At 54.3% G+C, this 13,413-nt stretch carries 10 protein-coding genes; 5 read left to right on the top strand and 5 right to left on the bottom strand.

Annotation, left to right across the window (positions count from 1 at the left end; all coding sequences use genetic code 11):
- Window positions 1-2: 2 nt before the first annotated feature.
- The 3 genes from RBB81_RS13360 to RBB81_RS13350 form a co-directional block, all read right to left on the bottom strand.
- Window positions 3-1,361 carry a TolC family protein gene (locus RBB81_RS13360; protein ID WP_353070980.1) on the bottom strand — a complete coding sequence of 453 codons (1,359 nt, stop codon included), beginning with the start codon at window positions 1,359-1,361 and terminating at the stop codon, window positions 3-5.
- Window positions 1,362-1,426: 65 nt separating this feature from the next.
- Window positions 1,427-2,194, bottom strand: a complete 768-nt coding sequence (locus RBB81_RS13355; protein ID WP_353070979.1) for a hypothetical protein — start codon at window positions 2,192-2,194, stop codon at window positions 1,427-1,429.
- Window positions 2,195-2,242: 48 nt separating this feature from the next.
- A complete protein-coding gene (locus RBB81_RS13350) occupies window positions 2,243-4,663 on the bottom strand; it encodes a hypothetical protein (protein ID WP_353070978.1) in 2,421 nt (806 codons plus the stop codon).
- 252 nt (window positions 4,664-4,915) lie between these two features.
- On the opposite strand from RBB81_RS13350, the gene RBB81_RS13345 reads away from it, so the two are divergent.
- Window positions 4,916-5,638, top strand: coding sequence for a DUF4410 domain-containing protein (locus RBB81_RS13345; protein WP_353070977.1), 723 nt, complete (start codon window positions 4,916-4,918; stop codon window positions 5,636-5,638).
- A gap of 91 nt (window positions 5,639-5,729) precedes the next feature.
- Here the strand turns inward: RBB81_RS13345 and RBB81_RS13340 are convergent, their stop codons facing one another.
- Complete coding sequence (locus tag RBB81_RS13340) at window positions 5,730-6,116, bottom strand: hypothetical protein (protein WP_353070976.1); 387 nt, start codon at window positions 6,114-6,116, stop codon at window positions 5,730-5,732.
- Window positions 6,117-6,873: 757 nt separating this feature from the next.
- Between RBB81_RS13340 and RBB81_RS13335 the strand changes: the two genes are divergently transcribed.
- The 4 genes from RBB81_RS13335 to RBB81_RS13320 all read left to right on the top strand — a co-directional run bounded on the left by RBB81_RS13335 (window position 6,874) and on the right by RBB81_RS13320 (window position 11,064).
- Window positions 6,874-7,017, top strand: coding sequence for a hypothetical protein (locus RBB81_RS13335; protein ID WP_353070975.1), 144 nt, complete (start codon window positions 6,874-6,876; stop codon window positions 7,015-7,017).
- Between the two features lie 860 nt (window positions 7,018-7,877).
- Window positions 7,878-8,213 (top strand): hypothetical protein, encoded by a 336-nt coding sequence (locus RBB81_RS13330; RefSeq protein WP_353070974.1) that lies wholly within the window; start codon window positions 7,878-7,880, stop codon window positions 8,211-8,213.
- Window positions 8,214-9,330: 1,117 nt separating this feature from the next.
- The gene (locus RBB81_RS13325) at window positions 9,331-9,996 is read left to right on the top strand and encodes a DUF2490 domain-containing protein (RefSeq protein ID WP_179582431.1); all 666 of its coding nucleotides are present in this window, start codon (window positions 9,331-9,333) and stop codon (window positions 9,994-9,996) included.
- A 147-nt stretch (window positions 9,997-10,143) separates the two neighbouring features.
- Window positions 10,144-11,064 carry a transporter gene (locus tag RBB81_RS13320; RefSeq protein WP_348641653.1) on the top strand — a complete coding sequence of 307 codons (921 nt, stop codon included), beginning with the start codon at window positions 10,144-10,146 and terminating at the stop codon, window positions 11,062-11,064.
- A gap of 327 nt (window positions 11,065-11,391) precedes the next feature.
- Here the strand turns inward: RBB81_RS13320 and RBB81_RS13315 are convergent, their stop codons facing one another.
- On the bottom strand, window positions 11,392-13,110 hold the full coding sequence (locus RBB81_RS13315) for an alkaline phosphatase family protein (protein WP_353070973.1): 1,719 nt from the start codon (window positions 13,108-13,110) through the stop codon (window positions 11,392-11,394).
- Window positions 13,111-13,413 lie beyond the last annotated feature (303 nt).

The following is a 13,413-nucleotide window of genomic DNA, read 5'->3' as shown; positions in this document are numbered from 1 at the left end:
GCTTACTCCTCTCCCAGGGCTTTCTCGAACTCTGCTTTTGCGTTCCAAAACGCTAACAGGCTCTCTTCGTATTCGTGATCGGCGTTTGCGACCGCGGCTTCCTGCTTAAGGACATCGCGCAGCAACACGGCGACCTTCTTGAATTGGTCATTAACTTCGCGCAACTTCTCCTTCGCAGCGTCGCGGGCAGCCTGTGCAACCTCCAGCATTGAACGGCTCTCGGCCAATTTACGAAATGTGTTGTCGACGTCTAGTAGCACCTGAGAGCGCGTCTGGTCCAATTGGTATTGACTCTGTTGAAGCTGAATGTCCTTTCCTTTTACATTGTCTTTCCGCCGACCCCATTCGTATGGCTCCCAGGTCATCTTCAAACCGACAGTGAGAATGTTTTGCGGAAGAATCTGTGTATTGATCGGAGTGAGGTATTGGAGCTGTGCGCCGATTCCGGGAATATATTCGGCCTTCGCGAGGCTGCGGTCGTAGCCGGCCTTCTCGACGTTGATCTTTGCCTCCTTGAGTTCGGGTCGCTGCTCGAGCGCAGTCTTTCTGGCAGCTTTCAGATCCATCTCGTCGGTTGAGGCCGGTGGGACAGGCTGAGTGCGAAAAGGTATATCGAGATCGCGCCCCAGAAGATCGTTGAAGTGTTCTTTCTGGGTTTGCAGATCGTCGCTAAGCGTGATGAGTTGGTGTCTCGCCTGGGCCAGTTGAGCTTTGATCTGCAGGCTGTCGGATTTCAAGACGGACTCTTTCTTCAGGTAGTCCGTGGTGACCCTATCGGTCTCCTCATATTCCTTTATCAATGACCGCTCTGCCTCGAGAGCGCTCTCGGACTGAACGATCGCGTAGTAGCCCTGCTTTACATCTATCACTGTGTTCTGCCTCTTCTGCTGATATTTTTCCCCTGCAAGATCGACGGAGAGCTCTTTCTCTCGAACCATAAGGTGTATCTGATATAGCTGCGAGATTGGCTGAGCCACCGTTGCGATGGCGTATCCGGTCAACCCGCTTGAGAGGCTAACCTTTGTGTCTGTGGATGGAACAGGCTGATTATCTACCGTTCCGAAGATGCCTTTCTGAAAGGTGAAGCTGGGAGAGTCAATATTTCCTGAAGCAAGTAGCTCCGTTTTGATTTCGGGTAATCGATGGGTCTTAGCCTCGGCAACTTCCCATGCGGACTTTGCAATGTCCAACCGCGCAATCTGGGTTGGCCTGTTGTTCCCTAATGCGATCTGAATAGCGTCAACGAGTGCGAGCTCCTGCGGCTGCTCTACGGGGCTCTGGCCAAGGCCAGATACGCTCCACAGCGAGGCCAGAGTGACAGAGAAGCAGGCGAGGAATCTTGCGCGCGTTGCTCGTCTCATTGCAATTGGGCGATACACGGTTACACGGCGATTGAGAAGGGCTCCAAAGCCCGCACGCAATCCGACTACAGTCCTTGTCTCCTCAGTCCACCGCCACCGCCTCCCCTACCTCCGAGATTGTTTAAGTCATCGAGAACCGCTTGCTTATCCTCCGGTCGGAACGAGCCAGCGTTCATCGTCGCCTCGATCTGCGACTTGGCGGTCTTCATCGCTCGGAACTTTTCCAGCATGCTTCCTCCGCTCGTCTTGATAGACTCCAGAGAGTTCAGGCTGTCCTGAAGCTGCTGCACCTGTGGAGGCGTCGGTTCTCCATGCATGACCGCGGCAAAGATATCTTCACCGAGTTTTTTCCCTGGCGTATCAGGTTCGGCAGAGGGCTCCGGTTGTTTCGTAGCCATCATAAGCTGAAAGTCCTGACGCAGGGTGGTCCGGTCGGGCTCCTTAACCGTAGCCATGGTCGTTCTGATTTTGGTGACAGCTGAATAAGGCGTCATCAGGTCGATGGGCGCGCCCGGCTGTCTTTCGGATTTTGCCTCTTTGAGAATCGCGAGGTTCTCCTTTATCTCCTTCAGCTGAGCGACGGTGATGCTTTCACTCATGACTGCAGCCTTGAGATCCTCCTGGAACTTTTCCTTAACAGGGTTAGTCTCATTCTGGCCTTTGACGAATACTGAAGTTGAAACAATCAAAGTCATCATTAGGATGGCGGAGAAAATGATTGCCTTACGCTGGCTTTTCATAGATCCTGCTTTCTGAAAGTTCTGTGCACTAAGAGCAACAGAAGTACCGAGGTGCGGGAGTACAGTCTGTTCCGCCTTCTTGAACGAATGCAAGCAATTCGGCGGAGAATGACACGGCCGACTCCTTCACTTCGCTCCCGCTCAACGTTGCCTGCGCGAACCGCCACGTGCGCCGCCGCTGGCTCCTCCACGGTTTTGCATTTGTTCAAGTTGATCGCCGCGCGAGCGAGATCGCGAATCATTCTGCAGTTGACTCATAGTGCCGGGCGAGGTCGAACTGCCAGGAGAAGTCTGTGTCGGGAACTGACCAGACTGGTTCTGGCTGGCTCGTCCCGCACCACGAGAGTTTGTCTGATCGGACCCTCGACCACTCGCCGATGGCGTGTTTCCTGATTGCGAACCAAGAGTTGAAGACTGAGGCTGATTTGGACTGGTGGAGTTCTGCTTCTGCTGCCGAGTTTGGTTTGCGCCCGTGGACGGATCTACAGGAGTCCAGCCGCCGTTGTCGTACTTGCTCCAGTTTCCGCTGGAGTCTTTCTTGTAGACGTTGCCATCGGCTCCAGCATAGACGTTGTTGTTATTCGCATCCTTTGCAACAAAGCCGCTGTTTCCGTTAGCACCCGAATAGCCGGCACCGGCGCTGCCTTCGGAGGTTTGAAAGGATCCTGCCGTCCCGTTGCTGTTGGTTACATGCTGTGCCTGGGCCCAGTTGTCTCCGTTGGTAACCACCGAACTTCCCCACTGGCTATATTGATTGTGGCCCTGCGAGGTCGCGGCCGAAGTTCCTGTCCATGGGTTATAGGTCTGGGCGTAGGTATGGCCGCCATAAGCATTTTGAGTTGTAACCGCATGTCCATAAGTCCCAGTGGTCGGGTTGTACCAGGCTGCTGAACCAGCTGAACCATATGGCCCGTACACGGCCCGCCCTACGCCATAGGCTCCGGTGTAGGGACTGTATACGGCCGCCACTCCATAGCTATAGGGATAGGGATAGTAGATGGGGTGTGGTCCCCAGTCAACATAGGGAGGGTAGTAGTAGCCTGTGCCGTACACGACAGTTGCTCCCACTGCCGCCCCAATGACAAAGACACCGAGATAGCCGCTCGAGTAGCTTGTCTGCACGGTCGTTGGTGTCGGGTTTGAGACCACGACATAACTCACGTTGTACATAGGAGAGCTTGGCGGAATCGTATAAATGACCTGCGGCACTGAATCCGCAGTCTTCCATGGGCCACTAGGACTCCGGGAGATAAACCAGACACCTTGAAAGCAGAGGTAGTAGAGATCGCCAACACGAATTACTTTGTCAGGCGTATTCACCGCGTAATAAAGCGTTGTGGTTTCGATCTTGTTGAACTGAGGCTGCCCAGCATACGAGACCTTGACCTGCGCCTCTGCAGCAGCGCGATTCACGACTGCCGTTGTGGGCACTTGCGACAGCAACACGGCATCACTGGCTTCTTGCGTTCCCGGCACGGAGACAAGCACATCGTGAGCTGGGCTGCTCCTTGGGATCATCGCAAAGTCCGCGGGCAGTGAGTCACCTGCATAGGTCCATGGGCCTGCAAGGCTGGCAGCGCGAAACCATCGTCCGGAGATCAAGACGTAGATCTGACCGTCAGGCTGATGAACGAACGCCTTGTTCTCTGTATTGGTCCCATAGCTGAGACTGGTGCCGGGAATCTTCGAGTAGACCGGCTTACCCACGAATGCAATCAACTCAGCCGGTTTCTCGGTGAACAAAACCTGAGGTGCAACCTGACCGCTGGAGACTGGCGGCACGGCTTTCAAAACGTCATCCCAGTTCTGATGAGCGGGCAGTTTGCCTATGTCTGGTGGCAGCTTTACAGTTGCCGCCCATGGCCCATGCAGATCTTTCGCTTTGAGCCAGGTCTTGCCGTTTAGTAAGTAGTAGTCAGATTTATCGAAGAAGAGGTCCCAGTTAGTGTTGACGACGTATTCCAAGGTCGTGCCCTGAATGGGAGCCAATACCGGTTTTCCATCGACCAGGAGCACAATCGATGGCGCTGTGGAGACGAGAATCACAGGCGCCTGCGTATTGGTAGCAACCGTCCTTACCGGCTCATTTACCTTCTCCAGGCTGGCGATCATGCGAGGCAATCCGATAGTGAACGTTATGGTCGGATAGAGCTGGTGGGCACGCTGCTTCATCTCAGCTTCCTGCGCTGCGTTGAGCGAAGGAAAGCGGGCGTCGAGCACTACGATGTCGTTTACGAAGACTGTCTGCGCGCTTACGTTAGCGAGGGTATCAGCGCGCCAGGAGATAACTCCTAGGACAGGTTTTTGCCCTTTGTCTGTTACTGAAATCGCCGTATCCGCGACCATCGTGCGATATTTCTGCCAGGCTTTGAGTTGCGGCTGGTAGACAACGAGCTGCACCCCGTTGCGGTTGAAGACTCGTGGCCACGAAGGAATAGAAGCTGGAGAACCGACGGGGTGGTTAGTTGTCGCAGAGACCTTCTGGGCCATGGCGGCGGAGGTTGCCCCGCTTAGCAGGCAGGTCATCATCGCAAGAACTGCATAGCCTTTAAGTTCTTTCAAAAAATGGCCTACTTTGATCGAAGTGGGTAGAACCCGGCCCGTTTTTGTGCGTGAACGATTGTAAACCGATTATTTACACGTTCATGGCATTTTTTTGAAGTTTGTGTGTAAAAAATCGAAAAAAAAGAGAGAGCCAAAAAAAATTGAGAAAAAAAGATCAAACTCGTAGAATTGGCGCGTTCTCAAAGCACAACGTGCATCCGGGCCCCGAAGTATCGCCAATTATCTTGGCAATTTTAACTTGAGGCCCCAATGAAATTCATGCGACGGCTTTTGGCACTATCCCTCTTCTTCGCGGCTTTCAATCTTGTCGCTCAGGTTCCACCGACACAAGACGCTGCTACACCGCAGAAGCTGCCAACGTTCTCCTTCACAAAAGACATGACTATCTACGTGAGCGACTTTGAGCTGGATGCTGAGAATGTTCAGGTCGATAAGGGATCGGCGATCAGTCAAGCGCGACCCGGAATTCTGGAAAGACCTTCGAAGAGAGAGCAACGGGACCCAGAGGCCCAGGCAAAAAAGCTGGTCGAGACGATGTCGACGAGTATCGTCAGTGATCTCCAAAAGGCCGGCTACAAGGCGCAAAGATTGGCAGCGAACGATCTGAAGCCTGCCACGGGGGCGTGGGTGCATGGAGTGTTCATACAGGTGGATGAAGGGAGTCGTATTCATCGCGCGATAATTGGCTTTGGATCCGGTAAGGCAACAATGGAGCTATTTGTAACCCTAAGCAATCTGGCGACCCCCCAGAAGCCGCTTTACGAAGCTTCTGAAGATGGCGCAAGCAAAAACAAAGCCGGTGCCGTAATCACCCTGAATCCTTATGTAGCCGCAGCTAAGTTTGTCATGGAAAAGAATGCGCCCGAAAAAACGGTCAAAAGTACCGCCTCAGCAATTTCAAAGGACGTCATACAGCATCTGCAACCGAATCCGATATCACTTGGGCTCCCAACCACCGCTAACCAAACTTAATTGCGATCGTGAGCTGTAGTGGATATCTGAGGTCGTTCGTGTGTAATGGCCACGAAAACTGGCCATACATACAGATCGCCAACCCAGATTGTTATACGGGTACAGCGACGCCGATGATGTAGCTTAGCTGACTTAATTCATCTTGATGGACCGAAATCGCCTCCCCGGCCCCGTGGGCGCCGGCCAGAAGCACGTACTGATTGTCATTTCGATCCAAGTAGCCGCATCGTAGATCTGCGCCTTTACGAAGTGCATAGACGCGACGACTCCAACCGGTCTTCGTCGTATCGCTCTCGATCTCAGGGATGCCGGGGATCTCCTCCAAAAGAATGAGTGAGCCCGGAGAGATCGGTGGATCGATGCCTTGGAGGGCGCTCCCGTGCGGAAGTCGGACGACTCTTTCGTCCAAAGACCGGAGTTGCGGAAACCTTAGCGACAGCAACATGGGCCATTCAACAAACTCTTTACGGAGTGCCATCCACCGATCTTGCGGGACAGGTATATGAGGCCTGCGAAACGTTCCTGATAAATCCGCAAGGTGTCTTGTGTTGAGAAGCGTGTCGAGAGAATACCTTCCCCGATCAGACGCCATAGGCCGTTGCATACGGAGCGCATCGGTGTAGCGCGTCAGATGTGTCACAGAGAGTTGGATCAGTGCATCGACATGGGGCACCGACGACGTGGCCACCGATAGCGCCGCTCCGTCCTCCCACTGAGCTTCGTGTGGAAGATCGACTCCATTGCCTCTTGAATGCGTGGGAGGTCCTGCCGCGATCTCCGAAACCGGCGATGCTTGGTCGCAAACAGCCGATCCATAGACGGATGCTCCCAGGGCAGGACCAGCGATGCACTATGCTCAGACGTTGGAAGTGAACGCAGCAACGGATAGTCCGGCAGCGGAAGGCCCAACGCGAACATCCGTATTCGTCCTGCGATCCGACGTCTTTCGGATAAGCAAACTCCTGGGGCCCGTTGTATCTCCGGCCGGAGACTAACAATAGGAGTTTGCCTCGGGTGACGACACAGCGACTGCAGCGGTATCCGTTGCCAAACTGAAGCAAGTAAATCGCTCTTGGGTTCGGGCGCATTCGTTCCACTTCGTCAATAGGCACCACAAGAGCGCTTGCGCCCGGCGGCAGGCTGGAGCCCAGACTATCTTCTGTCCCTACGTGCACATAGAATGTACCCGGCTGCCGCCAACCCGCATCCTCCAAGGCGCGGATCGGGACGTTCCCTTGCCACTCCGGAACAAGATCCTGCAGGGTGGAACTCCTGGTAAAAACCTCGTCGCCGCCGCATTGAAACGGCAGATCCACCAGGCGATCACGTTCGAACGGATAGGTTTCGATGATGTGAGTGCGGCCAGCGTTGAGCTGTAGGTCATACTCTCGAATTTGCTCTAATTCATACCCAAAGAGGCGGTGGGCACCATCGAGAGTTAGGGAGAAAACATCCGCGACCTCAAGCACGGCATGGAGCGTGGGATGGTCTTTTGTGCGAAAGAGATTCGAAAGGAGGTTCTTTGTCAGAATCTCCCGTCTCTCGTGTGCCCGATAGTCCTTTTCGCTGGAAGGCGGTATTTCGCGGAACAGCCCTCGGAGATGGATGAGCGCATCACCGATTTGCTCGCGTGGAACGAAGTTGTACACAGTGAGCAGCCTCCTCGAAAAGTCTCAGCACGGGAGTCGCAAGAGAAAACAGCAAAACAGGAGCTACAGCTTTTTAGCGGCTTGCCAGTTCAGAACGAGCGATCAATGGGTTTCAAGACATATGCGTAGCATCATACAAGCCACAATCTGGCGCCATTCGCTGCTTTTGCTGGTGAGAGATGCTGCACAACGCCAATCCGATGCGCGAACTTGATCGTTCAACCACCTGAGGCAAATACGATTTGTATGTCTAGAGAACGGTAAACTCTTTCGTTCCTGCACGAAAATGCGGCAGAGACTTTGCCTGATATTTTTTTGATATCACCTGATAACTGAAAAGTATTGGACGGAATCGTCAATAAGCTGGAATCTCAAGACAGTCTTAGCTTGGTAGAAAGCCGCGGGCCTCACAGGATGTTGTGATGAACTCACGTCCAAGAATGCGGTTAGCCAATAAGGCTCATTACCAAAGGCCTCACTGTAGACCGGCGAGAGAATCGCAGGCTCGTCACAATCAAAGGTACAGAGGTTGGGTGACAAGGCATAGCTATCACACGGCGCGTCTATAACCGCCAGAATTGGAGTTAGAGATGGGAACCTATCTGCCAGCAGAGAGAACTCAACTTGCCTCGCTCGAAGCTCCTCCTAAATTCCGGCCGGGCTCCGTGACAGCGCTTGAAAGGCACTACTGTGTGGCTGAGATCGCGCAGCTGTGGGGTTTGAGCGAAAGCACCATCCGGCGGCTCTTCATCGATGAACCAGGGGTCCTGAAGATTGCTCATGAGGAGACGAGATTCAAGCGGCGCTATATCTCGCTAAGAATCCCGGAACGGATCGCACTCCAGGAAACCGGCGACTCCAAGGGGTTGCTTGATTTCTGGCTGTTGTCTCGCTTCGTAACAGGTACCTCAACAGCCTTCGGTTAGGTCACGCTATCGTGTCTTCTCCGCCTCCCTCACAACCTCCTACCCAAAAGATGATGTCGGCTCTACTACTAAGAGAGCAGCATGCGCTCAGCCTAGAAATCGGGCGCACAACCTAGGCTATGAGGTGCGCGCCGAAGCGTGGGTCTGGGAAGAACCCGCGCTTCGGAAGTGAAAGCGATTTTGTGCTAATTTGTGCTAGCCTCCTGCGAAACATGCCACTTTGGGTGTTTTGTGTGTTTTTAGAATCAATAAGTTACGAGGCTCCACTGCGGAACATGGGTTTGATCCCGACCCGCGCCTCCATAATCTTCTCAACAACTTAGACAACTGATAAAGCCGCTACCTAAGCCGGCAATAAGGCTGCCAACTGACGTATAAGATTCTGAATAGGCCGATAAACGGTAATGCGGCCGGTCTGAGGTCAGGGTTTCGTCGGCGATCTCGGAGGCGGCTGACTTCGGTGGGTTTATCTTTCGCCGTGGTCTCGTCGAGGTTCGTGGCGGAAAGGGTATGTTTGTGGCTCTCCCTAAGATCACACGAGAGTTTTAAACGCTGAGTGACTTTGTGAGCATTTACACGCACTCGGCCGCAAGCCAATCGCGTACTCAGTAGAGAGATTGTGACCGCCGGGGCGACCGTGGCGCATTAACTCGCGTTGACAAAGGGGAAGCGCATCGTAAGAATCCGTCGCTTGGGTCTGGCTGATGGGTGTCACTTGAATCTAAGGCGTGTGGTGCTGTGGATGACTTTGAGAACATCATCAGCGACTTCCATGGGGCGCTCATGCTCCAGAATCGGATCTCTGCTCTGGCCGCGAGGTGTAAAGGGGTTATCCATTACAATCATTCTTCCCGCACTACAAACTGTATTGAACGAACCGTATAGAAGCCGGCCAGCCGGCTACCGCCATCTTGCCGAGGTGTGGCTTCTGCGTCAACCCTAACATCGCGAACTCAGCAGTTGTACATCCGGAAAATTACTCATTGCGGTCGATGGCAGAGGTGCATACTCTCTATGTCATAGATTGTTGGAACATCAAATGTTACTCGTATTGGCCGATAGCAGAGATCATCGAAAGCGCCGATGGCCTTCGTTTCCGTGCGTTGGCCTTTTCATCTTGATCACAACGGTTTCGTTAGCAACGGCGCAGTCCCCCCAGTTCCTGCCTGAAATCGATTCCTCTGTCTCGATCAACCCGCTGGTGTGCCTCAGATTTCAGGCGAAACAGACCCGCGAGGGTGGCGACCCAACCCAGGCTGAACTGGGCCCCAGCGTGGATTTTTACCTCAAACCGTGGATTAGGCTTAAGAGCGTAACCGCGTTCGATCTGGACGAAGCCGAGAAGCGCGCTCTGATCTTCTCTGCCGGCTACCGCATTCTTCCCTCGGCGGACGCTAGTACCGTACAGCGACTGCAACTGGTCGCCACGGCCAATTTTCCTCTCCAGTGGGGTCTGTTGCTTTCCGATCGAAGTCGCGCCGACAATGACTGGACGAACGGAGAATACGACTGGCGATACCGTAATCGGATTTCACTGCAAAAGTCGCTTGCCGTTCACTCCTATCACCCAAAAATCTATCTCCGCGCCGAGGAGTTCTACGAGAGCAAATATCAGAAATGGAGCACCACAGCGTTATACCTAGGCGCTACCTTCCCTATCCGAAGCCATCTGGAACTTAGCCCCTACTACGATCATCAGAACAATACCGGCAAGAAGCCAAATCAGCAGTTGAATCAGCTGGGACTGATTGCGAACTTCTATTTCACTGCCACGAAGCGGTAAATAAAAATTGTGAATGACTTGCAATGAATCGATGTATTCCCGGGCAGGGCCCATGACAGTTATCATGGTCCGCCGAAGTGCCAGAGATCCGCACCGCCATGGGACTGGGAGCAAATTGAGAATAGAGGTAGAGGATTCTTGAGATTCGTGTTTCTTGCCGCGGCGCAGACCCTGTGGATCTGCATGGTGAGCGCGCAAGAACTTGCGCCACGGGCCTATGTCATTACTCCTTCGCAATTGAATGTAGTTACCGTGACTTGGTCTTTCTATGACGGGACTATCAACTATAACGGGTCGCTTCCGGTAAGTGGCGCTGTGGGAACGTATCAGGTTCCGAGCCTCACCTATTACCGTTCCTTTAGTATGTTTGGCCGCTCGGCAAACGCGGTCGCCTCGTTACCTTACGGACGAGGAACCTTCGAGGGAACCGTTACAGGAGCCGGACTGCGGCTCTATCGTTCGGGTCTGCTGGATTCGGTTTATCGCCTTTCGGTGAATCTTATGGGTGGTCGGGCGATGCCGATTCCGGAGTTTTCTCGATGGAAGCAGAAAACCCTTTTGGGCGTCAGTGTCAAGGTGGTCCCGCCTACCGGCCAATACGATCCGACCAAACTCATCAATTGGGGCACGAACCGATGGTCTTTCAAGCCGGAGCTCGGGTATTCCCGGCGATTTCGGGCGCTCGTCCTAGATTCATATGCGGGGGTCTGGTTCTTTACCAGCAACTCCGACTTCTGGTCGCGCAACGTTTATTATTCCGGCACCAGAACTCAGTCGCAGAGTCCGATCGGGGCATTTGAAGGACATTTGAGCTACGACATCAAACCTCGGCTTTGGATATCTCTCGATGGGAACTACTGGTTTGGCGGGGAGACCAGTATTGGCGGAGTAAAAAATTCTCTGAGCAAGGAGAGCAACTCGCGGCTCGGGGGCACATTTTCGATGCCCATCACCAAGCATCAATCAATAAAGGTTAGCTATAGCAACGGCACCTATATCCGGTTTGGCGGTAATTATCAGAACGTTTCGGCAGCATGGCAGTATTCCTGGATCGGGAAACTTAGATAGCTCGGTGCTCTCAATTTGAGTGGAGGGGAGACGCCCACAGCGTGGGAATCTTCCTGCAAAGGTTGCTGCTGTTGGCCTTGACCGAACGGCCCGGACTTCCTGGCAATAAGCTGCACGTCAACCCTCTCCAAAAGAACGTAGTTTTCCTGGACATAGGAGGAGATGAACTAAGTGACTCGGGGATTTTTCATAAACTGAGGCAGCGACCCCAGGCTCGGACTCCCACCAGGGCCTCGAGTTGATCGCCCATTTTGGCGTTCTTCGGCGCAAAAAACCGGACGCCCCACGAAGGAGCATCCGTCGTTGATCCCGCTCTTGCGGACAGGTTTACTTGAGTTGGACCGCGGGAAGAACGCTCGTTCCCTCCGCGCGAACGGCATCGAGTTCCCAAGGATTGAGACCCAAAGCTTTGAGGATGGTAGGCGCTACCTGGACGGTGCCCACTGCGGCGCGGACCGTGCTGGATTCGAAAGACGAATGAGAGAGCAGGAGGATGACATTCGTGTCGTCGTGGGCGAACCCGCCGTGCTCCTCCTGCTTTGCGCTGCTGCCGGAGTAAGTAACGCCGACGTTGGGGGTCACGATGATGTCCGGCGAACGCGGGTCCTTGGTTGGGTCGTTGTAGTTGATCGCGAGTGACGGGCCATAGTAGAGCTGCCCGAGCGCAATTCCGGTGGCGGAAGCATTGTCTTCGAGGATTTTGACTCCGGCGTCAGTGTCGGAGGAGCTCTTCAGCCAGAGCAACGAGACGTCATCTTCCGTGGGTCCGATGCCGCTGCCGTTGGTCGATTCAGAGTCCGGAATGAAGCCTGCATTGGAGAGCAAGGTAGCAGGCGAGGTGCCGACCTTGAGTTGAGCGACATAACGGTTGGGATCGATAGGCGACTGGCCGTGCTTGGCAGTGATCACGATCAGGGTCGAATCATAAAGGCCCTTGTCCCTTAACTCCTCGATGAATGCCCCGATCGAGGCGTCGACGAACTTGAACTCGTCCAGCAACGCCGCGCTGGGCGTTCCAGTGGCATCCAGATATCCGCCCGTCACGCCGTTGCTCTTCTCAATGAGCTTTTGGCCCACGCTGACGGCCTGGAAGTTCATGCCAAAGATGGTGGGAACTTCGGTCTTCCTGGTGCCGAGGTGATTCTTCCCATCGATCTCGTTGAGGATCGCGTCTACCTTCAAGGTGTCGTAGCACTGAATGTTCTGGAAGCTGTTTGTCCAAGCCGACACGTCCGAGCCTGGATCGAGGACGGTCGAGCAGGACACGCCGGTAGGGGTTTTGACGCCGGGGAGACCGATCACATTCGAGTTGATCTCAGGCGCGTAGAAGTCGTCGAGCGCGCTAGGGCCAATGCCAGATGCTACCGACGAGTACGCAGGGTGCTTGTCGGACCAGGCCGCGTAGCCACCCGCCTTGTGAATGACGCTGAAGATGCTATTTGCGCGGACGAACTCCCACGGAAAGACGGGTGCACAGCCCTTCCCTGGGTCACGGACCAGTCTCTTGGGATCGATAGAGGCGAGGCCCCCATCAGTCAGCGCTGCACCAGGCGCGCCGCCGTTTACCTTGCTCTGGTCGATGTCGATGCCTTCTTCATATTCGGTGGTCGTCCCGGTCGGGGCGACGTAGGGAGTGCAAGAGCCGGCCGCGAGACCGTTACCGGTGGTCTTGGCGGGAGCGTCGTAGTTCCGGGAATACGCGACGTCGTAGTAAACGCCCGTAAGGGCTGGGCTTCCGCCAGTGATGATCGCAGTCAGGCCGGGGAAGGAATCGGAGGGCTTTGAGGTGCTGGCGGCGACATAGTTGATGCCAGTCTTGCCAAGGGCAGCCAGCGCAGGACAGTAAGGTTGGCCACCGTTGACGGTGCTAATACCTTTCGCGCAGTTTGCAAAATCGACGGCATGCATGCCGTCGACGCTGATCAGAAGAACGTGCTTAATGCGGTCACGGCCGAAGTGGTCATGGTCATCGTCATGGTCTTGTGCTGCCGCAGAGACTGCCGAACACGCGGCCGCGAGAGAGAGTAAAGCAACTAACTTTTTCATTGATATCCTCCGCGGATAATCATTGGCTAGTCATTGGGATTCTGACATTGTCGAGATGTAAAAATTCGATGAACTAATTTAGCGACCGCATGCGGGCGACAGGAGAGAGCCGAGTTCCCGCGAATTTTGGTGCCCGCTTGAAATAACGGATTGGCAACTAAGCGGGATACAGCTGACCGAAACCGGGAATGGAAATCGCTAAATCGTGATGCTAGATGAACTCGGCTTCGATTCCTTCAACGCGGAACAGCGCGCTAACTCGGGAACGATCGTCACCACTTGCCGCTTCATGATCGTCTCTGG

Origin of the sequence: Tunturibacter gelidoferens (assembly GCF_040358255.1) — a bacterium.
Taxonomy (GTDB): Bacteria; Acidobacteriota; Terriglobia; order Terriglobales; family Acidobacteriaceae; genus Edaphobacter; species Edaphobacter gelidiferens.
This window is presented reverse-complemented; position numbering and strand designations above follow the sequence as displayed.